19 protein-coding genes are annotated in these 24,954 nt (G+C 41.9%); 5 read left to right on the forward strand and 14 right to left on the reverse strand.

Going from position 1 to position 24,954, the window contains the following annotated elements; all coding sequences use genetic code 11:
* Positions 1 to 7: 7 nt before the first annotated feature.
* From L4D20_RS15510 to sixA, 7 genes are all read right to left on the reverse strand, one after another.
* Positions 8 to 727, reverse strand: a complete 720-nt coding sequence (locus L4D20_RS15510) for a protein phosphatase CheZ (protein ID WP_428802507.1) — start codon at positions 725 to 727, stop codon at positions 8 to 10.
* Positions 728 to 774: 47 nt separating this feature from the next.
* Complete coding sequence (cheY, locus tag L4D20_RS15515) at positions 775 to 1,143, reverse strand: chemotaxis response regulator CheY (RefSeq protein WP_232767174.1); 369 nt, start codon at positions 1,141 to 1,143, stop codon at positions 775 to 777.
* Between the two features lie 45 nt (positions 1,144 to 1,188).
* Positions 1,189 to 1,920, reverse strand: coding sequence for an RNA polymerase sigma factor FliA (locus L4D20_RS15520; RefSeq protein WP_428802508.1), 732 nt, complete (start codon positions 1,918 to 1,920; stop codon positions 1,189 to 1,191).
* Positions 1,913 to 2,800, reverse strand: a complete 888-nt coding sequence (locus L4D20_RS15525) for a MinD/ParA family protein (RefSeq protein ID WP_428802509.1) — start codon at positions 2,798 to 2,800, stop codon at positions 1,913 to 1,915. The genes L4D20_RS15520 and L4D20_RS15525 overlap by 8 nt, the downstream gene beginning before the upstream one ends.
* 13 nt (positions 2,801 to 2,813) lie before the next feature.
* A complete protein-coding gene (flhF, locus tag L4D20_RS15530) occupies positions 2,814 to 4,346 on the reverse strand; it encodes a flagellar biosynthesis GTPase FlhF (protein ID WP_428802510.1) in 1,533 nt (510 codons plus the stop codon).
* 37 nt (positions 4,347 to 4,383) lie between these two features.
* On the reverse strand, positions 4,384 to 6,477 hold the full coding sequence (flhA, locus tag L4D20_RS15535; protein ID WP_428802511.1) for a flagellar biosynthesis protein FlhA: 2,094 nt from the start codon (positions 6,475 to 6,477) through the stop codon (positions 4,384 to 4,386).
* Between the two features lie 168 nt (positions 6,478 to 6,645).
* Complete coding sequence (gene sixA / locus L4D20_RS15540; protein WP_428802512.1) at positions 6,646 to 7,110, reverse strand: phosphohistidine phosphatase SixA; 465 nt, start codon at positions 7,108 to 7,110, stop codon at positions 6,646 to 6,648.
* Between the two features lie 292 nt (positions 7,111 to 7,402).
* Between sixA and L4D20_RS15545 the strand changes: the two genes are divergently transcribed.
* Complete coding sequence (locus tag L4D20_RS15545) at positions 7,403 to 10,180, forward strand: insulinase family protein (RefSeq protein ID WP_428802513.1); 2,778 nt, start codon at positions 7,403 to 7,405, stop codon at positions 10,178 to 10,180.
* 37 nt (positions 10,181 to 10,217) lie between these two features.
* Here L4D20_RS15545 and L4D20_RS15550 read toward each other — a convergent pair whose 3' ends face one another.
* Entirely contained in the window at positions 10,218 to 10,814 is a 597-nt protein-coding gene (locus L4D20_RS15550; RefSeq protein WP_428802514.1) for a VOC family protein, read from the reverse strand.
* Positions 10,815 to 11,031: 217 nt separating this feature from the next.
* Between L4D20_RS15550 and argS the strand changes: the two genes are divergently transcribed.
* Both argS and L4D20_RS15560 read left to right on the forward strand, forming a co-directional pair.
* Entirely contained in the window at positions 11,032 to 12,765 is a 1,734-nt protein-coding gene (gene argS, locus L4D20_RS15555; RefSeq protein WP_428802515.1) for an arginine--tRNA ligase, read from the forward strand.
* 144 nt (positions 12,766 to 12,909) lie between these two features.
* Positions 12,910 to 13,344, forward strand: a complete 435-nt coding sequence (locus L4D20_RS15560) for an HIT family protein (RefSeq protein WP_428802516.1) — start codon at positions 12,910 to 12,912, stop codon at positions 13,342 to 13,344.
* 163 nt (positions 13,345 to 13,507) lie between these two features.
* Here L4D20_RS15560 and L4D20_RS15565 read toward each other — a convergent pair whose 3' ends face one another.
* From L4D20_RS15565 to znuA, 5 genes are all read right to left on the reverse strand, one after another.
* Positions 13,508 to 13,738, reverse strand: a complete 231-nt coding sequence (locus tag L4D20_RS15565; protein WP_428802517.1) for a FeoC-like transcriptional regulator — start codon at positions 13,736 to 13,738, stop codon at positions 13,508 to 13,510.
* On the reverse strand, positions 13,735 to 16,002 hold the full coding sequence (feoB, locus tag L4D20_RS15570; RefSeq protein WP_428802518.1) for a Fe(2+) transporter permease subunit FeoB: 2,268 nt from the start codon (positions 16,000 to 16,002) through the stop codon (positions 13,735 to 13,737). The genes L4D20_RS15565 and feoB overlap by 4 nt, the downstream gene beginning before the upstream one ends.
* On the reverse strand, positions 15,999 to 16,229 hold the full coding sequence (locus L4D20_RS15575; protein WP_428802519.1) for a FeoA family protein: 231 nt from the start codon (positions 16,227 to 16,229) through the stop codon (positions 15,999 to 16,001). Before L4D20_RS15575 ends, feoB begins: the two co-directional genes overlap by 4 nt.
* Positions 16,230 to 17,152: 923 nt before the next feature.
* Positions 17,153 to 20,470 (reverse strand): helix-turn-helix domain-containing protein, encoded by a 3,318-nt coding sequence (locus L4D20_RS15580; protein ID WP_428802541.1) that lies wholly within the window; start codon positions 20,468 to 20,470, stop codon positions 17,153 to 17,155.
* 278 nt (positions 20,471 to 20,748) lie between these two features.
* Positions 20,749 to 21,627 carry a zinc ABC transporter substrate-binding protein ZnuA gene (gene znuA, locus L4D20_RS15585; protein WP_428802520.1) on the reverse strand — a complete coding sequence of 293 codons (879 nt, stop codon included), beginning with the start codon at positions 21,625 to 21,627 and terminating at the stop codon, positions 20,749 to 20,751.
* 85 nt (positions 21,628 to 21,712) lie between these two features.
* Here znuA and znuC point away from each other — a divergent pair, with 85 nt between their 5' ends.
* Positions 21,713 to 22,495 carry a zinc ABC transporter ATP-binding protein ZnuC gene (znuC, locus tag L4D20_RS15590; protein ID WP_428802521.1) on the forward strand — a complete coding sequence of 261 codons (783 nt, stop codon included), beginning with the start codon at positions 21,713 to 21,715 and terminating at the stop codon, positions 22,493 to 22,495.
* Entirely contained in the window at positions 22,488 to 23,276 is a 789-nt protein-coding gene (znuB, locus tag L4D20_RS15595; RefSeq protein WP_428802522.1) for a zinc ABC transporter permease subunit ZnuB, read from the forward strand. The genes znuC and znuB overlap by 8 nt, the downstream gene beginning before the upstream one ends.
* A 142-nt stretch (positions 23,277 to 23,418) precedes the next feature.
* On the opposite strand, the gene purF is transcribed toward znuB, so the two are convergent.
* Positions 23,419 to 24,927 (reverse strand): amidophosphoribosyltransferase, encoded by a 1,509-nt coding sequence (purF, locus tag L4D20_RS15600; RefSeq protein ID WP_428802523.1) that lies wholly within the window; start codon positions 24,925 to 24,927, stop codon positions 23,419 to 23,421.
* Positions 24,928 to 24,954: the final 27 nt, after the last annotated feature.

The following is a 24,954-nucleotide window of genomic DNA, read 5'->3' on the forward strand; positions in this document are numbered from 1 at the left end:
GTTACCCCTAAAACCCAAGACTTGAGAGTAAGTCATCGACTTCATCTTGAGATGAAACTGCATCCGTTCGCTCATTAGGATTCAAAATTGGTCCTTCAGGACTGATTGATGCTTTATTCTTGTTATCTTCTGATTCTTGCTTTTGGCTAGTACCAAATACAGTAAGAATCTCAACTAAGCGATCTTCAACTTCATTAACCAATGTGATGACACGGCTAATTATTTGCCCGGTAAGATCTTGGAAATCTTGTGCCATCAATATTTCAGTCAATTGGCCTTTCAACTCAGTGCTATCACCTTCGACTTCAGTTAGTAATCCGTCGATGCGGTGACACAGTGCTTTAAACTGAGCTAATTCAATTCGACCGTGCATTAACTCATTCCATTGAGGCCTTACTTGATTAAGGCCCTCATGAAGGTTATTTGCGATAGGCATACAACGGTCAACGGCATCCATTGTTTTATTGGCTGCAACTTCCGTTTTTTCTATAACGTATTTCAACCTATCGCGAGCATCGGGAATCTCATCTTTTGCGATTTCACTCATGCGTTCATCAATATGAAAGTTCTGAAGTGAATCGTGGAGATCTCGAGTCAGCGCTCCTATCTCATTAAGCATGGAGCTATCTCCACTCTCATAGATAGTTTTTACCAGCGTGTCAGCTTCCTGTTGTTGCTCACTCTCAAGTAGCTCGACAAGTTGTTTTGCCTGTTCTAGTGAAATCATCCTGATTTGGCCTTAATTGCGCTTAATAATTGTCTACAACTTTTGACTTATAAACGCTCAAAAATTTTATCAAGTTTTTCTTTAAGCGTAGCTGCCGTGAATGGTTTAACAATGTATCCGTTAACACCAGCTTGTGCAGCTTCGATAATCTGCTCACGCTTTGCTTCTGCAGTGATCATTAATACTGGCAGATGCTTTAATTCTTCATCGGCTCTAATATTCTTTAGTAAGTCGATTCCCTGCATTCCTGGCATGTTCCAGTCTGTTACGACAAAATCAAACTCGCCTTTTTTTAACATTGGCAACGCAGTAAGACCGTCATCTGCTTCTTGAGTATTATTAAACCCCAAGTCACGTAGTAGGTTTTTAACGATACGACGCATTGTTGAGAAATCATCAACAATAAGGATCTTCATATTTTTATTCAAAATTGCCTCCACTGAGAGTGATATCAGTGATTGTTATTCATGTTCAGTCCAAGCACTTAACTTAGTACGTAGACGCTGCATTGATTGGCTTAATATTTGGCTGACACGAGATTCGCTCACACCAATAATTTCACCAATTTCTTTTAAGTTTAACTCTTCATCATAATAAAGCGAAAGTACTAAGGCTTCACGCTCTGGTAGCGATTTTATTGATTCTATTAATGCTTTTCTAAAAAACTCATCCGCAACACCGCTAAACGGAGTGTTTTTATCATCTTCTACCGGAGAAATAGCATCGTCTGAGATACCTAAATCTTCAATACCAACTAACCGAGAACAATTTATATCTGTTAAAACAGTGTGGTACTGTTTTAGCGACATATCTAGGTGATTTGCAACTTCCGCATCAGTTGGGTCTCTATTTAGCTCGCCTTCTAGTGCTGAGATTGCTTGGCCGATTTCTCGATTATGCTTATGTACTGAGCGCGGAACCCAGTCTCCACGACGAATATCATCGAGCATGGCCCCGCGAATTCGTATGCCAGCGTAGGTTTCAAAGCTTGCGCCTTTAGTGCCGTCGTAATTTTTTTGAGCTTCAAGCAGGCCGATCATGCCGGCTTGAATTAGGTCATCGACTTGTACACTTGGGGGAAGACGTCCAATGAGATGATGCGCTATGCGTTTAACCAACACGGAATATTTCTCCAAAAATAATTTTTGGCTATTTTGATTCGCGTATTGATCGTAAGTCAGCGCTTTATTCACTCAGTGATTCCCCTAATATGTCGGTCCGATTTAGCAATCGCTCAACAAAAAATTCCAAATGCCCACTTGGCGTTTTGGGTATCGGCCATGTTACTGCTTTGTTCGCTAGTGAACTAATGGCCAATGCTGCAGGAGATCTCGGAAATGCATCCACTACAATCTTTTGTTTTTTAACCGCTTGACGCACTTTATCATCTAATGGGATACATGCTACGAGTTCAAGGCTGACATTCAAGAACCTCTCTGTGACCAAGGTCAACTTTGCGAATAATTCTCGCCCTTCTCGATAGCTTCTGACCATATTTGCAACAATCTTAAAGCGTTGAACCTGATGCTCTTTGCTCAAAAGTTTGATCAGTGCATATGCATCTGTGATCGATGTAGGCTCATCACAAACAACAACAACAACGTCTTGTGCTGCGCGCGAGAAACTGACAACCATGTCTGAGATACCCGCTGCGGTATCTATTAACAGTATGTCCATTTCCTCTTCTAAGCTACCAAACGCACGAATTAATCCGACATGTTGTGCATGAGATAGCTCTGTCATGCTTTGCGTTCCTGATGTCGCAGGAATGATTTTGATGCCATGTGGGCCTTCCACAATCGCATCTCGAAGCTCGCATTCCCCCGCCAATACATGACCCAGATTTCGTTTTGGACGAATTCCAAGCATGATATCAACGTTCGCTAACCCTAAGTCAGCATCCAGCACAGTCACTTTTTTACCTTGGCGCGCCATACAAATAGCTAGCCCCAAAGTTACATTTGATTTACCAACACCACCTTTACCACCTGTCACAGAAATAACTTTCGTCTGTGATGGTTGAGTTAATCGGCGTAAGCCACTTGCTTGGTCATGAATCATTTTATCTGTCATATAATTGCGCCGCCTAGAGCCCCTCTTCTGAGTCACTATTCCAGTAGTGAGGTTCATTATCTGTCGACTTTTCAAGTAATTCGTTCGCTTTCGCTACCATGTATTTTGGTTGTGCCAAAACAATATCTTCAGGTACTCGCTGACCATTTGCTATATAAGCAACGGGTAAGGCGTTTTGAACAATAACACTTAAAAACTCACCCAAACTGAGTGATTCATCCAGTTTAGTCATGATGCAACCAGAGAGCGGTATTCTTCTAAAATGCTCTATGGTTTCTTGTAAAACTTTTCGTTGAGCAGTGGCTGGTAATACTAGATAACTGTGTATCACCTCACCACTCTCTTGCATAAGCGTGTCTAGTTGCTCTGATAAGCGCACATCACGCTGCCCCATACCGGCTGTATCGACCAAAATTAAACGGCGATTTCTCAACTGATATATTACATCGGCTAACTCATTGGAATCTTTAGCAACTCTTACAGGGCACCCCATAATTCTTCCATAAATGGAGAGTTGTTCGTGTGCGCCAATGCGATAGGTGTCTGTTGTTACTAATGCGACGTTATCAGACCCATATTCCATCGCGGCACGTGCTGCCAATTTAGCAATGGTGGTTGTTTTACCTACGCCGGTTGGCCCAAGTAACGCAACAATACCACCACGTTTTAAAATATCTGTTTTTGCGACTGGTATTTGATCAGCCACTAGACCTAGCAAGGCTTTCCACGCTTTGGGTGGCGCTGTATCTTCCGGGATGTAACATGCCAGTTGATCCGCTAACTCAAGGGATACGCCCATTCTTTCTAATCGCTTGATTAGCATTGCTCGCAGTGGTTCACGTCGTTCAACTTCTTGCCACATAAGCCCCGATACTTGATGTTCAAGTAAGCGACGAATTGACGTCATCTCTTCTCGCATCCCTTCAAGCTCTTCTGCTCCTGCGTTTTGTTCTTCGCGGCGAGGCTTGTCGTATCGAGTTGGGTCAAGCTTAGGAGCACCTCTTTCAGTGCGTCTATCTTGAGCAATCAACTTAGCTAAAGGTGAGTCTGGATTAGACAACATACCGTTAGCGTTATTTTCGTTATTCGGCCTGTTAGAGGCACGATTATTATTTGAACTACGTTCTGCACTTCGCTGACGCTTAAGAAGTGCCGTCAATGAATCTTCATTGTCTGCTCGATGCTCTGATTCAGGTTCGCCGTTACTGTATTGCTTTAGCATGTTAGCAAAGCGCTTAGTCATGGATTTTCCTGAATCGGCACCTGCTTGTAAGCTTACCTTGTCATTAGCAAGCTGGCGTGGCGTCGGCTGTGGTTTTGCAGCGGCCGCTTGTGTAGATTCATTTCTTGGTCTGGAGGTATAGTTAGTCGCTGATTGGCTACCTGCTGTTTGACGAGGTGCTTGATCACCATCTACAGCTGCAACAATTTCTACACCACCGGCGACTTTTTTATTAGACATGATCACCGCTTCAGCACCGAGTTCTTCTTTGACTTGAAGCAGTGCAGAGCGCATATCTTTGGCAAAAAATCGTTTAATTTTCAAAGTCTATGTCCATATTTGAATTGGTCTAGCAAGTCCCTTAATTTCCAACCGCTTGTACAATTCGTATTTGTTTCTCATCTGGAATTTCTTGATAAGACAACACCCTCAATGATGGGATAGTGTTCTTAACAAACTTCGCAAGGGTTGAACGCAGTACACCAGAAGTTAACAATACAGCTGGCTCACCTTTTAATTCTTGTTCTTGAGTCGCTTGGCTTAATGAGCTTTGCAGTCGTTCTGCTAACCCAGGCTCAATACCCGCTGACTCTCCCCCTGATGCTTGCATAGTCTGATGCAATATTTGTTCCAGCTCAGGAATCAAGGTAATCACTGGCAATTCTGGCTCTATACCATTGATTTCTTGAACAATTAATCGTTTCAAAGAAATGCGAACTGCTGCTGTCAAAATGTCAGGTTCTTGACTCTTACTAGAGTATTCAGACAAGGTTTGAACGATTGTTCTGATATCTCGAATCGGTATCGCTTCATTGAGTAAGTTTTGTAGAACCTTAACTACGGTGCCTAATTGCAACTGATCGGGTACAAAATTCTCAACCAGTTTAGGTGCACTTCTTGATAGCATTTCCATCAAGTTTTGAACTTCTTCATGACCAATTAATTGTGATGCGTTATTGGTTAATAATTGACTCAAATGAGTCGCAAGTACAGTTGATGAATCCACCACTGTGTAACCTAACGCTTGAGCATGCTCTCGTTGCTCTTCACGAATCCACACCGCTTCTAGACCAAAAGCGGGATCGATCGTGTGCTCACCTTCTATCATTCCATAAACTTGACCCGGATTTATCGCCAACTCTTGATCCGGGCGAATTTCAGCTTCACCAACCGCCACCCCCATCAAAGTGATGCGATAACTGTTAGGCGTGAGCTCTAAGTTATCGCGAATATGTACAGCTGGAATAAGAAAACCAAAATCTTGGGAGAGTTTTTTTCTCACCCCTTTAACCCGTTCTAATAGCTCACCACCTTGATCTCGGTCGACCAGTGGAATGAGCCTATATCCTACTTCTAATCCAATAATATCAACGGGCTGAACATCATCCCAAGAGAGTTCTTTGGGCGTTGATGACTCTTTCTCGATTGTTGCTGGCAGCTTGGCTTCTTCTTCCGTTTTCTTCTGCTTACGAGTAATAACATAAGCGCTGCCTCCTGCAATTGCAGCCAATAACAGGAAGGCAAAGTGAGGCATACCGGGAACAACCCCCATAACCGCAAGAATAGCTGCAGTTATGGTCAGGGCTTTTGGATTATCAAACATTTGGAAGACAACTTGCTGGCCCATGTCTTCGTCGGTATTTTGGCGAGTAACCATCATGGCAGCGCCAATTGACAGTAACAGCGAAGGTATTTGTGCAACTAGACCATCACCGATCGTCAACAAGGTATAGATTTCGATTGCTTCTCCGAAGCCTAAACCATATTGCGCCATACCAATGGCCAAGCCACCGATAATATTGATAAACAGAATCAAGATGCCTGCGATGGCATCACCTTTAACAAACTTTGAAGCACCATCCATTGAACCGTAAAAATCGGCTTCTTTGGTTACTTCAAAGCGTCGTAATCGCGCTTGGTCTTGATCAATTAGGCCTGCATTCAAATCCGCATCGATTGCCATTTGCTTACCAGGCAACGCATCTAACGTAAAGCGGGCACTTACTTCTGAAATACGTCCTGCACCTTTAGTCACAACCATAAAGTTAATGATCATCAAGATAAGGAATACCACTAGACCAACAGCGTAATTACCACCGATAACAACGTTACCAAAAGCTTCAATCACTTTACCCGCAGAGCCCGGCCCTTCGTGACCATGTAATAAAACGACACGAGTCGAGGCAACATTAAGTGCTAAACGTAATAATGTAGCGATAAGTAGGACGGTAGGAAACGCAGCGAAATCTAACGGTCGACGTGTGTAAACCGTAACTAATAAAACGACCATCGCTAAAGCGATATTGAAGGTAAATGAAAGATCGAGGATAAACGCTGGAATCGGTAAGATTATCATTCCCAACGTCGCCAGTACCATTACTGGCGCGCCTATAGCCGGCATACTACGCTGTGGGATTGATGGAAGTTTATCCGCAAATGGAAGAGTAAATTTCATAGATTCGCTAGTGGCCTGAATTCTAAAATTAGCTTTCTTTAAATAGATTTATCCGTGGATGCAAGATTTAGTCCACCGAACACGTCAAAAAGTTGGCTGAAAGTAGGAGCCCGAAGATCAAATAGTTACCCTGAGATCAGATATTTACTCTGAGTGGTAATTCAACATCTAGCTATGAATATTCCACAGCAAGGTTCCATTTTGTTTTTTTGCATCAAATTCGATACAAACAAGCCCTGATGTAGGAAACATAGGGGGAACAATGTCAGTAACAAACTCTGCGGTTAAATAGCTAACTAATGGTAAATGAGAAACCAACAATATAGATTCAGGTTGCTCCAGTTCAATCAGTGCGTTGACATAGTCAAAGACCTGAGGCGACTGACCGTAAGGAGTAATATCATCACAAGTCTCGACTTGGTTAGCCGTGAATTCTTGGCTGATCGCCTTCCATGTCTGCTGCGCTCGTAAGTAAGGACTCACTAGTACTTTATCAAACTGTGAGAAACCTTGCTGGGTACACGCCTTTGCAACCGAAATTGAGGCTGAACGACCACCAACAGTTAATGCTCTTTCTGCATCTGAAGCAGCAAAGTGTTCTGCTTCACCATGACGCATAATAAAAATTTTCATTTTGGGCTTCCTAAAAACATTTGAGTTTGGTGAAAATAATCACTTCAATTGCAGTCTATCGCTGCTCTATCAATTTATTATTACTTATGGATAATTATATCAAGCGTCATGCTAATTCGGTTGGCTTTTCTAACAATCTATTGAAATCCGAGACTTAAGTAACGTTTATTATAACTATTAGCGAGCCTAAGTTTGCAGGAGATGATTTCAACAGTCATACTTGTTATCGAATTATTACAATTTAACGGTCTATTGACCTTAGTTCTTGCGCCCATCGAGACGGAGATCCACTGTGCATTTAAGCCCAAATGATACTAATACTTATCGCTATATCACGCTATCTAATGGGTTAAGAACTTTATTAGTTCACGATCAAAATGCACAAAAATCTGCTGCAGCACTAGCCGTTAAAGTAGGTCATTTTGATGATCCTAACGAAAGACAAGGCTTAGCTCATTTTCTTGAGCACATGTTGTTCTTAGGCACTGAAAAGTTTCCCAAAGTTGGAGAGTTTCAGAGTTATATTAGTCAACACGGTGGCAGCAACAATGCCTGGACTGGCACTGAGCACACCTGTTTCTTCTTCGATGTTGCACCAAACGCTTTCAACCAGTCTCTTGATCGTTTTAGTCAGTTTTTTACTCACCCTCTATTTAACAATGAAGCTTTAGAAAAAGAGCGTGAAGCGGTTGAGTCTGAATATAAGATGAAGCTTCAAGATGATGCTCGACGCCTCTATCAAGTTCATAAAGAGACCATTAACCAGGCCCACCCTTTTGCAAAGTTTTCAGTCGGTAACATTGAAACTCTCAGTGACAACGACAGTGGGTCTATTCGCGACGAAATTATAGCCTTTTATCAAAATCAGTATTCCGCCGACCTAATGACACTAACCTTGGTCGGTAACCACTCTCTTGATGAGCTTGAATCGTGGGCGAATGAGAAGTTCTCAGAAGTCATCAACAACCAACTAAATGATAAAACGATAGCTATTCCATACTTGGGTGAAAATAGCACCAATATTATTGTTCAAGTTGAGCCCGTTAAAGAGATTAGAAAACTCATCATAGCGTTTCCGTTAGCTAGCATTAAAAAGTACTACCAAACAAAACCTCTCTCTTATTTGGCTCATCTTCTTGGTTATGAAGGGGAAGGTAGCCTGCTATTGCTACTCAAAGATCAAGGTTACATTAGCTCTCTTTCTGCGGGGGGTGGTGTAAGTGGTGACAACTACCGCGAATTCACTGTTAGCTGCACATTAACGAATGAAGGCTTAGAAAATACCGACCTCATCATCCAATCTGTATTTCATTTTATCAAAATGATTGAAGCAGATGGCTTTGATGAGTGGCGTTATAAAGAAAAGCAGGCGGTGCTTGAATCAGCGTTCCGCTTTCAAGAGCCAACAACGCCGCTTGATCTTGCTAGCCACCTTGTCATTAACATGCAGCACTATGATGAATCCGATGTGATTTACGGTGACTACATGATGAGTCAATACGATGAAACATTGATTCGTTCATTACTGGCTACGTTTACCGCAGACAACGCTCGCATTACGCTAGTGGCAAAAGACGGTCATTATGACAAAGTAGCAAAATGGTATAACACGCCCTATTCGATTACGCCGATTAGTTCACAACAACACGCTATTTTTCAAACACCTTTGCAGCAAAGTAGTTTAATGCTTCCGCCTAAAAACGCCTTTATCTGTTACGACTTAGATCCCCAAGAGATCGAAAAACACAGTGATATTCCAGAAGTCATCGAAGAGCAGGATGGTTTTAAGCTTTGGCACTTACAAGACAGTGAGTTTCGTGTTCCTAAAGGGGTGATTTACGTCGCGATCGATAGCCCATATTCTGTAGCTACGCCAAGAAACATCGTTAAAACACGTCTTTGTGTGGAGATGTTTTTAGATTCACTGGTAAAGGAAACCTATCAAGCCGAAATAGCAGGTATGAGCTATAACCTGTACTGCCATCAAGGTGGAGTAACCCTTTCCATTTCCGGTTTCAGCCAAAAGCAGGCTGATTTGATGGAGATGATTCTAGCTCAATTTGCAGCAAGACAGTTTAATTCAGAGCGCTTTGAATCCATTAAACAACAACTATTGCGAAGCTGGCGAAATTCATCTCAAGATCGACCAATTTCACAACTTTTCAATGCAATTACCGGTTTATTACAACCTAACAACCCTCCTTATGCGACGTTAATTGAAGCACTTGAAACCATTGATGTTGAAGAGCTCTCTTCATTTGTTGATGATATTCTAGGTGAACTTCACGTTGAAATGTTCGTATATGGAGATTGGACCAAAAAAGCGGCTTTATCACTCGCTGATACACTAAAGAACGCTCTTAGGGTAAGCAACCAATCCTACGAAGAGTCTTTGCGACCTTTAGTCATGTTGGGTAAAAACGGAACATTCCAAAAAGAAGTCATCTGTAATCAAGATGACTCCGCAATTGTTGTTTACTATCAATGCGAAGATACCCACCCAAAAAGTATCGCACTCTACTCTTTGGCCAATCATCTAATGTCGGCTACTTTCTTCCATGAGATCCGCACCAAGCAGCAGCTGGGTTATATGGTCGGTACTGGGAATATGCCACTAAATCGCCATCCTGGTATTGTTCTTTATGTTCAATCCCCAAACGCCGCCCCTATTGACCTTATTAGCTCGATTGATGAGTTTTTAAATGCATTTTATATGGTCTTGCTGGAGCTCAACGAATATCAATGGCACATCAGTAAAAGAGGACTCTGGAATCAAATATCAACGCCAGACAGCACGCTTCGTGGGCGCGCACAACGGTTATGGGTAGCGATAGGCAATAAAGATGTTCAGTTTAATCAAAGAGAGACAGTGTTAGAAGAGCTCAAAAATCTCACACGTAGCGATATGATCCGATTCGTTGTCAATGAACTGAAACCTAGAACAGCTAGCCGATTGATTATGCACACTCAAGGCGATGCGCATCACGAAGAAGATGCGCTCGATCTTGGACAAGAGATTGGCTCTACCAGTGAATTTCAACTTAGGCCGAAAGATTGCAATCTTGGCTAAATCATAGAGACCTGATGCGTATCGAGTGCAGTTAGAATTAACTGCGTTCAGACTCAACAATCGCTTTTAATGAGTGGGGGTGGAGCTTAATGCACACTCCACTCCATTTGAATGCAACTGTTGGATTATTTAGTCGCTCCCCTTCTCCCTTAGGGCTTGATAATTTCACACCAACTCCAAGCTGTTCAAGTTCATCGTAAGCATTATTAAATTCTGGGAATCGAGCTTTCAAATCGACAAGATATTCATCAGCCGTCATCGCATCGCTTGGCACAACAAACTCAACATGCTCCCATGATTGAGTAGGGTATATCTTTCCTGCCGCTGGGTATGGCAACTCTAAACATTCAATCGACCACTCTCTCCCTTGCAAAGGAGCATCAAACTCAATGACAATAATTGGGCGTCCGTTTATGTGAGCCTCTGAAATAACCCTTCCCTCTTTTTGCCACTCTTGATGAGCCAAACTTGCCAGCTCGGGGTCATTAATACGCAACGCGATATGATCGGCTTGATACTCGGACAAATTTAAGCATAAAAGGTCACTTAATGCGGTGATTTTTTGCATAAACTCATTAAGTTTTGCTTTCATTTGCAATGGGGTTAAGTCTGCTTTTGCAAGGAGTTGTGACATTATTTGGTATCCAAAACATTGATTTCGCCACAATAGTATCAATAAGCCTGTTAAAAGTGGAAAAATTCCCCTTTAACTCTCTATATGCTTAGCCATAAAGTTGTTATTATGAGCGCCAATTGAAGAACAATAGAAGTTATGCATACCAGTAAGAGTGCCCGTTCCAGCACCGCTCGATGCATAGTTTTACAATTCCAACGAATTGAAGGAAACCCGTGTGAATATCCAAGCACTCATTAATGATAAAGTATCTAAGGCTCTTGAAGCCGCTGGCGCACCTGCAGGAAGCCCTGCCGCTGTACGTCAATCTGCAAAAGCACAATTTGGTGATTACCAAGCGAACGGTGTAATGGGCGTTGCGAAACGACTAGGCACAAATCCGCGTGAGTTTGCTCAAAAAGTATTGGATGTTCTAAACCTAGATGGAATTGCAAGTAAGGTTGAAATTGCAGGTCCTGGTTTTCTTAATATCTTCCTAGATGAAGCTTTCCTTGCCAAGCAAGCCGATGCTGCACTTGCAGACTCTCGCCTTGGTGTTACTGAAGCTGAAGCTCAAACAATCGTTGCTGACTACTCAGCGCCAAACGTTGCTAAAGAGATGCACGTTGGTCACTTGCGTTCAACAATCATCGGTGATGCTGTTGTTCGTACGCTAGAGTTCCTAGGCCACAATGTTATCCGTGCCAACCATATTGGTGATTGGGGTACTCAGTTCGGCATGTTGATTGCCAACTTGGAGCGTGTTCAAGCTGAATCAGGCGAAGTTTCAATGGAACTTTCTGACCTTGAAGGCTTCTACCGTGAATCTAAAAAGCTTTACGACGAAGATGAAGAGTTTGCACTAAAAGCTCGTGGCTACGTCGTTAAGCTACAAAGTGGTGACGAGTTCTGCGCAGAAATGTGGAAAAAACTTGTTGACGTTACCATGATTCAAAACCAGCGTAACTATGACCGCCTTAGCGTATCACTGACTCGTGAACACGTAATGGGTGAAAGCATGTATAACGATATGCTACCTAAGATTGTTTCAGATCTTGCTGAGCAAGGTCTTGCTAAAGAAGATGATGGTGCACAAGTTGTCTTCTTAGATGAGTACAAGAATAAAGATGGCGACCCAATGGGTGTAATCGTCCAAAAACGTGACGGCGGCTTCTTATACACAACAACCGATATTGCTTGTGCGAAATACCGTTATGAGCAGCTAGGCGCTGATCGTGTTCTTTACTTCATTGACTCTCGCCAGCATCAGCACCTAATGCAAGCTTGGACAATCGTTCGTAAAGCGGGTTACCTACCTGAGTCAGTATCTCTTGAGCACCATGCGTTTGGTATGATGCTAGGTAAAGATGGCAAGCCATTTAAAACTCGTGCAGGTGGTACAGTTCGTCTTGCTGATCTTCTTGATGAAGCAGAAATTCGTGCAGCGAAGCTAATCGAATCAAAGAACCCTGAACTAGCTGCAGATGAAAAAGCCGTGATCGCAAATACCGTTGCAATGGCTGCGGTTAAATATGCAGACCTATCTAAGCACCGTACGACTGATTACGTGTTTGACTGGGACAACATGCTAGCGTTTGAAGGTAATACCGCTCCTTACATGCAATATGCGTATACACGTGTTGCTTCCGTATTTGCTAAAGCTGGTATCTCTATGGGTGAGCTTACTGGTGAAATTAAAGTAACGGAAGAGAAAGAGAAATCACTGATTGCCAAACTTCTTCAATTTGAAGAAGCAGTTCAGTCAGTCGCGCGTGAAGGGCAGCCTCACATTATGTGTAGCTACCTATTCGAACTAGCTGGCCAGTTCTCTAGTTTCTACGAAGCTTGCCCTATTCTTATCGCTGAAGATGAATCAGTGAAAAATAGCCGTTTAAAACTTGCTGCATTAACTGCGAAAACGATCAAACAAGGTCTATCTTTACTTGGTATTGATACGCTTGAACGTATGTAGTAAACGCTAACAAAGTATCATTTGTAAAGGTTGGCGTTTTACGTCAACCTTTCTTTTTGCCTGTTGTAAACTTAATCAACCCCATGGTCGTTTAGAATAATAAACGACATCGACATTACTGACTTTATTGGTGAGACCAACATTATGAGCTTTGAACTTCATCCACAACTAGCCAATGACACCACGGTAATCGGTGAATTTCCACTGTGTCTCGCACTGCTTCATAAAGATAACGCGGTGCCTTGGGTTATTTTGGTACCCAAGCGAAATAATTTAAAAGAGCTTCATCACCTAACGATGAAAGAGCAACAGCAGTTTTTATATGAATCACAAGCGGTTAGCCAAGCTCTTGAAGCAACGTTTAAACCAGATAAGCTTAATTTAGGTGCACTAGGAAACATGGTGCCTCAACTTCATATACATCACATTGCTCGTTTTAGTGACGATGTCGCATGGCCGGGTCCTTTATGGGGAAACACCAATGGCCAATTCAGAAATGAGAGTGAGCAATTAACAATGCTAGCGCGAATTAAGAATGTTCTTTCACTCAGTTCCATCTTTAACCCTTACGCGCAATAGAGATACTTTGCCGTTGCTCCCTAAAACAAAGTTCACTGATAGCAAGACCGCTGATAAGAAAAGTTGGTGATAGCCGCTTCTATCAATAAAGCGACTTATAAAAAATGCCGCATCTAATGCGGCATTTTACTTTTCGAAAGTATTTAACTCGAACTTAAGATAGCTACATAGTTACTGTCATCGATAAGCTATCTTTTGGATTAGAGCAATAGCGTACACCAGTGATATTGCCTGTCTTACTAGTATCATTGATTCGACTGATCTTTCCCTTCTTGATCCATACTTCGAGCATAGCGTCGACGCCATCTTCACTAATAGCAAATCTATTCGCCAGTTTTTGGCGGCTAGTCGTACCATTTTTCGTAATATGCTCAATCAATTCAGTTAAAATCATACCGTCTGGGCCTCTAGTTGTTGCTTCGCTCCTTGCGATCTCATATAGCTATAGATAGCCCAACAGGTCACTAGAATTGCAGCAATCCAAGAAGTGCTGGTTACTGGATTAATCATAATTTGCGATGCTTGGTAATATAACGTCGCACTTCCATAGGCTAACGCCATGGTCCAAATTGCTATAAACCTTGCGAACTTATGCCCAAATTCTTTTACGTAAGCACCCATTGCTGCGACACAGGGCGTATAGATCAAAATAAAGATTAGATAGGCAAAGGCTGCATGTGCAGATTCAAATTTCCCTTTCAAGTTCCCAAATATTGACGTATCGACTTCTTGTTCATTGGCAACTGAATCCATATCGGTTAAGTCACCCACTTCAATACCCAATGGATCGGAGTAGCTAATTCCAACCAAGTTTTCAGGAATAGACATAACAGCCTCTTCCAAGCTTGCCATTAAATCGTACTCTTCGGCCTCTTCATCAGAAGATGTATATAAGCTGTTTAGCGTGCCAACGACCGCTTCTTTCGCAAAGATACCGGTGATAATCCCAACCGTCGCTGGCCAGTTATCCTGATTGATGCCAATTGGAGCGAATATTGGGGTCACAACCTGTGAAGCCTTAGATAACACCGACTTCTCACTGTCCTCATTACCGAAACTACCATCAGTACCTAAAGAGTTTAAGAAGCTTAGAATTGTCACAACAATAACAATGGTTTTACCTGCGCCCAAAACAAAGCGCTTCAACTTTTGCCATGTTTTGATTAGAACATTCTGGAGTGTTGGCAGTTCATAATCTGGCATTTCCATTATTAAGCTGTCGCTTGAACCCGGGTAGATGGTGTGTTTTAACACTAACCCAGTAAAGACAGCAGCGACAATACCAAGTAAGTACAAGGCAAAAACAACATTCTGACCACTTTCTGGGAAGAACGCTGCAGCAAATAATGCATAAACAGGTAATCGAGCACCACATGACATAAATGGAGCCATGGATGCTGCGAGTTTGCGCTCTCTTTCTTGATCTAATGTTCGTGTCGCCATGATTGATGGTACGTTACATCCAAAACCAAGAACCAATGGAACAAAGGCTTTACCGGGAAGCCCGATCTTCTGCATAACTTTATCGAGCACAAAAGCAGCACGCGACATATAACCAGAACTTTCCAATATAGCTAAAAATAGATACAAAGCTGCGATTACAGGAATGAAGGTCGCAACAGTCTGAATACCGCCACCCACACCATCAGCAATCAGAGTAACAAGCCATACAGGCAAATGATCATCAAGTAGGTAGTGCCCACCATCCACAAGTAATGCACCAACACCGATATCAAAGAAATCAATAAATGCACTACCAATGTTAATCGAGAACATAAACATCAAGTACATAACAACAAAGAAGAAAGGAATACCCACCCACTTGTTCAAAATAATGTTGTCTGCCTGCTCGGTGAAGTTTCTGCTTAGCTTGCCCTCAGTTTTTCTCACTTTCTTACATAGCTGATGTAGATAGGTGTATTTAGTATCGGCTACAAGTAAATCTATATCGATATCACATGCGTGCTGAAGAGAAACAACCATTTCTCTATCTTGATCTTTTAATCCATTAAGTACGAGCCGGTCATTCTCTAAAGCTCGAATAGCGAGAGCTCTTTTTGTAACCGTTTCATCAGTGAATATCGGTTCAATTTTTTGGATGCATTGCTCGAAAACCTCGTTATACGTAAGTTCCAATTCGTGCGGAGCGATACCTTGAACGATCTGTTTATGTAATTTTTCTCTAAAGTCTGTTACCTGATGCTTATCATTTGCAGACAATGTCATTACCGGACAGCCGAGGGCTTGTTCCAATTTTTTGGTATCGATGTGCTGACGATCTCTCTTCAGTGCATCGATTTTATTGAGAACGACAATCATTGGTCTACCGAGTTCTCTGAGTTGCAGTGTCATATAGAGCGATCGCTCAAGACACGTTGCATCAACCACATTCACAATTAAATCGGCAGGGTGAGTGAGCACGGCTCTTGAAGCAATGGACTCATCGATACTATTGGCGTCGTTACCACTGTCTAGAGCATAAATCCCCGGTAAGTCAGTCAGGTTGAAACTATCGCCAGAGTGCGCGAATACACCGGTCTTTTTTTCAACTGTCACACCAACCCAGTTACCTACTTGCTGCTTCGCGCCTGTCAAAGCATTAAATAGGGTCGTTTTTCCACTATTTGGGTTGCCGACAGTTAAGATTTGATAGCTCATGAATTAACCTCGACTAAAATTTCAGCGGCAATATTTTCACGCAATGCTAAAGAGACACCTCTTACATCTACTTGAATCGGATCGCCCATAGGCGCTCTGCGAATAAGAGTTACTGGTGTATTAGGCAACACTCCCATCACCATGAGTTTTTTTCGGGTCTCTAATGACAATGACAGGAACGACTGGATAACAGCGCTCTCACCTTGATTTAGTTCGGACAACTTCATATATACACACGCTCAACAGTAATGAGAAAGATTGTTATTATCGATTGTAATATCTATTAACCCTTCACTTATTGTGTGAAATCAAACTTTGCAAAATTGATATCGTCAATTTCGTGAATTGACACCACGTTAAAAACGTTAATTTTTACACTTTGTTTCACAGTTTGATTGTTGATGTATATTAGCGATCTTAAATTGAACGCATAAAATTATTTAAAAACAACCAGTTACAACTAAACCTTAAATATGTCGCTTTTCTTATATTATATTGGCGTTAATTTTATACGTAAAATAAGTGGGCTATTTTATAGTTAATCACGTCGAGAGGGTTTTCCTCTAAACAAATTCCAGAGGTGGTATGGTTCTCGCCATATCACTCCGGCAGCAAGCGAAGGTGTCATTGACACCCGTGGTATAGTCCCCCGGCTATGCCACGATATTTTTTTTCTTCCCCTTCAAATTTCAATCAACTCTACAATAGTTCCTTATCATCTCATTCAACCCCGCATGATATTGGTTTGCCGTTACTCTAATCTCCTCCTCTGAATCATCAAAACTATCAAGATAGTTCTCACACGTCTCTATTTCTAAATAGTGATAATTAAGGCCTAAGAACACAACTGAGCTTTACTAACGCGTAGAGGCGTTGCAACGATAAGCTTGTTTCTTTGTGTTGTGGGCTCGACGACTGGTGAGCAATGAAATTGGTCGATCTCAATGAAGGCGGTGCAAAACAATTCGTTGATGTTAGACACGAATCAAAAAAACAGGTCCGTTTAAAAGCTACAAGAATCGATTATTGATGGAGGGAGTACGCTAGAAAAGAAATATCAAGTCACGAATAATTGAACACATAAAGAAGACAGGGATGTAAGAAGCAATCATCGATGATAATTGCTTACGTTTATAACCAACCGTTCAAATTACTTATTAGCGGCCTGCTCATGGCCACCAACAAATTGTGTTGGTGGAACACCGAAGTGATGCTTAAAGCGCTGACTAAAATAGGAGGCATCGTTATAGCCGCAGTCAAAAGCAACGTCAGAGACCTTTTCGCCCGCTAATAATTTTTTCACCGCTTTATCCAAACGATATTCGTTCAAATACTCTTTAAACGTCCGATCATGGCTAGCTTTAAAACGTCTCTGAAGGCTACGCTCTGAAATAAATAGCAGTTTAGCGGCAGTTGCAGTACCAAATTCGGCATCAGAATAGTGCTTATGCAGCAAATCATCTAACTTCCGAATCCAATTTCGTTCTGCATCGCTAACTTCTGAAACAGCTTCTGCATGACCAAATGGAGACTCATTTTGATCGATATTAACTGAAGCTATATTCTTTGCCCTAGGCCATGATATCTCAATTAAATTTCGTTCCTTAGAAATGTAGCATGCGAGATGGCCACCACTCTCCGCCACTAAAGCTGGTAGGTTATGAACACTTAAGTCCATAGACATGATCTGTTCATAATGTTCGATATCAGGGAACTCACGCCCAGAGTCCGTCATTTTCATAACAGCCAACCCATCGACCGTGCTTAACTCTATTTGAATCTGTTGATTTCTGAAGCACCGATTTAAAATACTGTCTAATAGAGTATTAATCACAACATCCAAATTAAAGTTACTCAGTTCAACAAGCACTTCACTTTCAGAGCAACTAAATTGAATTCCAATTTCAGATTTAGAAAACTCTGGCTTCCAGCCAGACAAAACACTTGAGATCACAAGAGACAAATCAAATATCTGCTTTGTACCGTTGCCATTACTTTTCGCATCACGCAATATCTCAAGCTCTTTTGAGACGAGTCTAATCACGTCCTTCGATGACAGGCTGTATTCCCTATGATTATTACGGGCTAAATTGTTTAAGTTCTCTTGCACTGACGTGATCACCTGGTTATATATCAGGTGTCTGACTTCCAATTGCTTTCGTAATTGTTGGTTATTGGTGAGCAGAATCCGGCTTTGGTGACGCAATTGGTTGGTTTTTAAGGAGACCTTTGCTTTAAGCAGTTTATTTGACGCAGACATCATTCTAGATCGCCAAAACGATATGAGCCCAGCAAGTAATAGAGTCATGAAAACAGCAAAAACGATCGCCCAGGTCGACAGGTACCATGGTTCTAAAACAGTAAATACTTGGCTGACTTGTACACTGCTATCACCAGTACGCGAGATTCGCTTTATCTTTAAGGAATGAGTCCCCGGCATTAAATGATCAAATGAAAGTTGATAACCTTCAAGTTCTGTCCAATCGCTATCAACGTCTAAGCGATAATACAGTTGGTCACTGTGACTCCATGGAACGACACCAACCAAGAAACTAATAGAATCGCCATATCGAACAGTGAAGCTTTTAGGCAATTTTTCGCCTAGGGAAATGGGCTCTTGGTTCACATTAATTTGGCTAAAGAGTACTTGATAAGGCGGTAGTGGATCATTTAATAAGGCGGATTCGCTCACTTGAACTAGGCCATTAGTCGTACCTAACAATAAATCATTAATTCCATCATTGCTTAAATCACATAGGCTCGACACAAACTCATTGTTTAACACTCCAAACGGAGCCCCTATGTGTTTGATAATATTCGCATCAGTATCATAGTAGGATAACCCTGCGGAAGATGTTAACCACACACCATCACCGTTGCTCACTAAGCATTTTGGGCTAACATTCTGTTCGATGAGCGGTATTGGCTGAGAGTAGGTCTCATCATTATTCACTCTATATAGACCATAGGTAGACGCTGCCCACACAAAGTCACCAACTTCTTTAATAGCGACAACGTGACCAAATTGAGTGCTGTCTTTAAAAAACTTAATCTTCCCGCCGATTAACTGATAAAGACCGTGGTCAGTACCAATGAGTAACCCTAACGATTTAGTTGTCCTTAACTGCGTCACCTTTGCAGGTAAGAAGCGGCTCACCATCCACTGCTCACCATAGTCTTTGAAAGTGTTATTTTCTATATCATAGGACCAAAGCTGAGGACCTTTGATGCCCCATACTCGCCCATCATCATCGATCTCAAGCTGTTCAACAGCCTTTGATTTAATGGCTAATGGCAAACCATCATCTTCAATGACTTTCCCTGTTTTAACATCAACACATACGATTCCAGAGCCTGTCGCAAGTAAAAGCACATCATTATGCTGCACTATGTCAAAGACCTCACTTTGATTGTAAACAAGGGTTGTCGTTGGGTGGTTTTGCAATGAAACCAAATAGAGAGCTTTGTCGGATACAAGCCAATACCCTTCTTGGTTTTCATTTTTTACGATTTTTTTGAGGGACTCTCCGCCGCTATTATACGTAAGCATATACTTAGGAACTCGGCGAAATTTTTTACTGTAAAGAGAAAAGTACCGTATGCCTTGTTCTGTCGCAATCCATATCCCTTGTCGGGCATCATTAATCAAAGCGTAAATCTTACTGCCTGCTAAATCGTATTTGGCACTAACACTACTTTTTAGTTCGACTGTTACACCTGTTGCAAAAGAGTATACGAACAAGCCAAGTTCGGTACCTATCCAGTATTCAGTATCGGTCTCAACTATCGACAAAACATGATGTTTACTAATTGGCTTTATTGTTTTCTGTGGTTGAAAGATATCGATGACTAAAGCGCCAGATAAAGACCCGACCACCAACTCATTACGAGTTTCAGAAAAGTAGAGTGTTTCAATAAATTTATTGCCTGAAGCGCTAACATGGGAGAATTGGTTCTTATCAGATAAGAACACACCCGTATTTGTTGCCAACACCCATTTAGACTTAATAAATTGGGCATCGTTAATAACAACTCGGCTAGACTGGCTTGACTGATACAACTCCATCAAGGAGTAACTTCTAAACTCACCAGAATCAATGTTGTACGTGTAGAAATTGCTGTCATCGGCAACCCAGATCAGTTGTTTAGATGTGCCTATAGTACGGATTGAAGTTCCCGGAGTTAGGCTAAAGATCAGTTCACGTTGCTGATTAGGCTCAGAACGATAAATCTCGTTATCAGCAAAAGACCAAAAAGATTGGTCGAGATAAACAAGTTGCTCGGTAGTGAAGTCTAAGACAGAACCGCGCCTTGGTAGCGTATTTTTTCCATCATAAAAAACGACTCGTCCATGAACATCATGAATCCAAATCCCACCCTGTTCACTAAGAAAAAGGTTTTTAGCTGCAATGACTCGCCCCTCTGCTTGAGTCGACAGAGGATAAAATACGGATGGTGATGTATCGATTGCTGCTGCTACCTGAGGTAACAGCGCAATAGATAAAAGCAGAAGGAAACGTAATAGCAAACTATACCCTTTCAGCAACAAAGTAAGTGTGTAGCTACGCCATTAATTATTGATTAGCACTATCTTCTATAAAAGGTATCGACCAGAAATCGAAATGATGTGCAGTTTTTTTGCGGCGATAATTTTCTTAGTGTATATGAACACATTTAGATATTCACCAAGAGATACCGCAAAAACTATTTTAGTTTGTAATTTTGGGTGTACATCAGATTCTGAATCTACTCACTCAAACACTCAACAAAACTATCTGCCATCTGATTTAAAAATACGAAATAGCTACCAGCCTGCACTTCTATTTCGATACCAATCGGGTCAAGTTCACCTAGCTTAACGTCACTACCTCTCGTTACCGATTCAACAACCGCTGGTGTGAATTGAGGTTCAGAGAAAACACATTTAGCTTGTTTCTCTCGTAGTGTGTTCTTTATGGTAATTAGCGTTTTGGCACCGGGCTTTCTATCAGGGCTCACAGTAAAGTAGCCTAAATGATTCAGTTGATAGTCGTTTTCAAAGTAGCCATAAGCATCATGAAAAACGTAATACCCATGTTGGGCTACAGGGCTCAGTTTTTCTGCGATCTGTGCTTTCTCATTATGCATTTTCACTTCAAACGCTTGGTAATTACTCTGATATTGTTCCTTGTTATCAGGGTCTATATCAGATAAATGCTCAGAGATCGCTTTTGCTACTTGTATGCTTGGTTCAACACCCATCCAAAAATGAGGGTTATAGTCACCATGATCATGGCCATCGTGCTGATGCTGATCACCAGAGTGCTTAACCAGTGCTAACCCAGGAATATCACTTAGCGTTAAAACGTTGGATTGTTGACTCAATACTCTCACCAAAAATGGTTCTAAATCTTGACCGTACCAAATCACAAGGTCTGCGCCTCTGATACGTCTCATATCTGACGGTCGTAAAGCATAATCATGAGGTGATGTATTGTTGGCAAGTAAAACATCAGGTTTCCCAACATCAATCATGATTTCAGTTGCAATCATTTGTATTGGTTTAATACTCGTCAACAGATTAACTGCCCACACGGGAGAGGTGTTTACTAACAGCAGTAAAGCAATAACTACGCGAGATCTCATTTTTGGTACCAGTCAACGTTCTATAGAATTGGAAGGAAAGGAATGTTACATTATAACAATAGTCAATTGCAAATGAGTTCTATTTATGTCCGTTTTGGTCGAGTTAAAAGATATCTGCGTATCATTCAGCGGTAAGCGCGTATTGGATAACGTTAGCTTAACTTTAGAGCGAAAAAAAATCACAACGCTTATTGGGCCTAACGGTGCAGGTAAATCGACACTTGTAAAAGTCTTGCTTGGCCTTCAATCGCTAGACTCCGGGAACATTGATAAAAGTACTCCATGTAAGATTGGCTATGTACCCCAAAAACTAAGATTGAATGATGCTTTGCCTTTAAACGTTAAACGCTTTCTCCAATTAGCTGGAAGATATAGCGCTCAAGAAATTCTAGACTCACTGAAGCTTGTTCGAGCTGAGCATTTGCTACACAACAACATGCATCAACTCTCCGGTGGAGAAAACCAACGTGTTTTGATCGCAAGGGCTCTACTTCAACGTCCAGACTTATTAGTCTTAGACGAGCCTGCTCAAGGCGTTGATATACAGGGCCAAATTGACTTATACGACTTAATCGATGATATCCGCCATCGTTTTAGCTGCGCTGTTTTTATGGTTTCTCACGACCTTCATTTGGTTATGGCAAAAACTGATGATGTTATCTGTTTACATCATCATATTTGTTGCTCAGGATCGCCACAAGATATCACCAAGCACCCAAAATACATCGCCATGTTTGGCCACAGTGGTAAAGAGTCACTTGCTCTGTACCAACACCAACACCAGCACCATCACGATCTCTCAGGTCAAACAATAAAAGGCAAGGCTTCAGACTGCAGCAACCATAATCACGGGCATTCACATGATTGATTTTTTATTACCATCGCTACTAGCAGGTTTAGGCATCGCACTTATCGCCGGTCCACTTGGCTCTTTCGTTGTTTGGCGAAAGATGGCTTATTTTGGTGACACTCTTGCACACGCGTCTTTGATGGGGCTAGCACTTGGATTTTTATTAGAGATTAATATTTATTTCGCATTGCTTATATGCTGTCTTGGTTTAGCCGTCATCCTAGTGACATTACAAAGACAAAAATTAGTGGCTACCGATACATTACTTGGCATACTTGCTCACAGTTCACTTTCGCTTGGCTTAATTGCGGTTAGCTTTTTGGACTCGGTGCGAATTGATTTGATGAGCTACCTATTCGGTGACTTACTTGCCGTATCCCCTTCCGATTTGATCGTTATCTATGCTGGCGTTGCTATCGTGGCAATCACCTTATTCATTTTTTGGCGCCCATTGCTTTCAACAACCATCAATGAAGACCTCGCTGCGATTGATGGTATTAATGTTGATTTGATGCGTCTCATACTAATGTTAATGGTAGGACTCGTCATTGCAGTGGGCATGAAGTTTGTCGGTGCGCTAATTATGACCTCTTTACTAATCATCCCTGCTGCAACCGCAAGAAAATTGTCGAAGACCCCAGAGCAGATGGCGGCAATAGCGTCAGTTATTGGCACAATTTCAGTCTGTTGCGGTTTATACCTATCGTGGACTTTTGATACGCCTGCCGGTCCATCAGTAGTGATAAGTGCTACGGGTATGTTTATGTTAAGCCAAATCATTAAGACGAAAGTCAACTAAATTGCCCTTGTTTCTTAGTTCACTAATTCCCATGAACGAACACGCTAAAATGCAAAAAGGCTTCCAACAGGAAGCCTTTTTCGTAGTTATCATTGATTAAATACAGCTTGCGCTAAACTCAATGAGCATACACAGCTGTTTGCTACGCACCTTCATTATGTATATCAAGGTTGGCTAGCTCAACTTCTGCTTCTGCCTTCGCATCATCACCACGCAGCGACTCTAGATAGTCTAAGTAGTCCTGGTTAATGTCACCAGTAACGTACTCACCGCTGAATACTGAAGCTTCAAAACGCGCGATATCTGTATTACCAAGGCCAACTGCATCGATTAGGTCGTCTAGCGTTTGGAAAATCAACTCATCTGCGCCAATCTGTTTACAGATTGCTTCATTATCACGGCCATGTGCAATCAATTCATTAGCACTTGGCATGTCGATACCGTAAACGTTAGGGAAACGAATTTCTGGAGCTGCCGAAACCATAAACACTTTCTTAGCGCCTGAATCACGAGCCATCTCGATGATCTGCTCTGATGTTGTACCACGAACAATAGAGTCATCGACAAGCAGTACGTTTTTATCTTTAAACTCAGAGCGAATTGCATTGAGCTTACGGCGTACTGATTTTTTACGCTGCTGTTGCCCTGGCATGATGAAAGTACGGCCAACATAACGGTTCTTCACAAAACCTTGACGGTATGGAATATCGATGGCTTGAGCGATCTGTAGAGCAATATCACACGAAGTTTCAGGAATAGGGATAACCACATCGATATCTAGGTGGGCATACTCGTCTTTAATACGGTCACCAAGCTTTTTACCCATTTCGACGCGAGCACTGTATACCGAGATCTTATCGATGAAAGAGTCAGGACGTGAGAAGTATACAAACTCAAATAAACATGGATTCAGTACTGGATTATCAGCACACTGCTCTGTAAATAGTTGGCCATCGAATGTTGCGTAGATTGCTTCACCAGGTGCAACGTCACGTACAAAGTCAAAACCGACTGCATCTAAAGCCACAGATTCAGAAGCAACCATGTACTCTGTCTTACCTGCTACTTCACGCTTACCTAAACACAGAGGACGAATACCGTTTGGATCTCTGAACGCGATCATGCCGTGTCCGATGATCATTGCAACAACAGCATAAGCACCACGAATAGTACGGTGAACGTTAGTCACAGCACGGAAAACGTCTTCAGAAGTTACGTTACCCTTAACCATATCAATTTCGTGTGCTAGTACGTTTAGCAGTACTTCTGAGTCAGAAGTTGTGTTGATATGACGGCGATCTTTCTCAGCTAACTTCTCACGAATTTTATGAGCGTTAGTTAGGTTACCGTTATGCGCTAAGGTGATACCAAATGGAGAGTTCACATAAAATGGCTGAGCTTCAGAAGCACTAGAGCTGCCTGCCGTTGGGTAACGAACATGGCCGATTCCTACTGTGCCCTGTAGGCGTTGCATGTGTTTTGTTTCAAATACGTCTTTCACTAATCCGTTCGCTTTACGCAGACGGAAACGATTGCTTTCTATGGTACAAATACCCGCAGCATCTTGGCCACGATGCTGTAGCACAGTCAATGCATCATAAATAGACTGGTTTACAGGCGTTGCGCCCACGATTCCAACAATACCACACATGACCTAACCCTCGATTATCGACAATTG

This window comes from Vibrio kyushuensis, from assembly GCF_050337325.1.
GTDB classification, from domain to species: Bacteria; Pseudomonadota; Gammaproteobacteria; order Enterobacterales; family Vibrionaceae; genus Vibrio; species Vibrio kyushuensis.

Coding starts and splice junctions, on each gene's coding strand:
- L4D20_RS15510 (WP_428802507.1), bottom strand. CDS start 727: ATGATTTCACTAGAACAGGCAAAACAACTTGTCGAGCTACTTGAGAGT.
- cheY (WP_232767174.1), bottom strand. CDS start 1,143: ATGAAGATCCTTATTGTTGATGATTTCTCAACAATGCGTCGTATCGTT.
- L4D20_RS15525 (WP_428802509.1), bottom strand. CDS start 2,800: ATGACAGATAAAATGATTCATGACCAAGCAAGTGGCTTACGCCGATTA.
- flhA (WP_428802511.1), bottom strand. CDS start 6,477: ATGAAATTTACTCTTCCATTTGCGGATAAACTTCCATCAATCCCACAG.
- sixA (WP_428802512.1), bottom strand. CDS start 7,110: ATGAAAATTTTTATTATGCGTCATGGTGAAGCAGAACACTTTGCTGCT.
- L4D20_RS15550 (WP_428802514.1), bottom strand. CDS start 10,814: ATGTCACAACTCCTTGCAAAAGCAGACTTAACCCCATTGCAAATGAAA.
- L4D20_RS15560 (WP_428802516.1), top strand. CDS start 12,910: ATGAGCTTTGAACTTCATCCACAACTAGCCAATGACACCACGGTAATC.
- L4D20_RS15565 (WP_428802517.1), bottom strand. CDS start 13,738: ATGATTTTAACTGAATTGATTGAGCATATTACGAAAAATGGTACGACT.
- feoB (WP_428802518.1), bottom strand. CDS start 16,002: ATGAGCTATCAAATCTTAACTGTCGGCAACCCAAATAGTGGAAAAACG.
- L4D20_RS15575 (WP_428802519.1), bottom strand. CDS start 16,229: ATGAAGTTGTCCGAACTAAATCAAGGTGAGAGCGCTGTTATCCAGTCG.
- znuA (WP_428802520.1), bottom strand. CDS start 21,627: ATGAGATCTCGCGTAGTTATTGCTTTACTGCTGTTAGTAAACACCTCT.
- znuC (WP_428802521.1), top strand. CDS start 21,713: ATGTCCGTTTTGGTCGAGTTAAAAGATATCTGCGTATCATTCAGCGGT.
- znuB (WP_428802522.1), top strand. CDS start 22,488: ATGATTGATTTTTTATTACCATCGCTACTAGCAGGTTTAGGCATCGCA.
- purF (WP_428802523.1), bottom strand. CDS start 24,927: ATGTGTGGTATTGTTGGAATCGTGGGCGCAACGCCTGTAAACCAGTCT.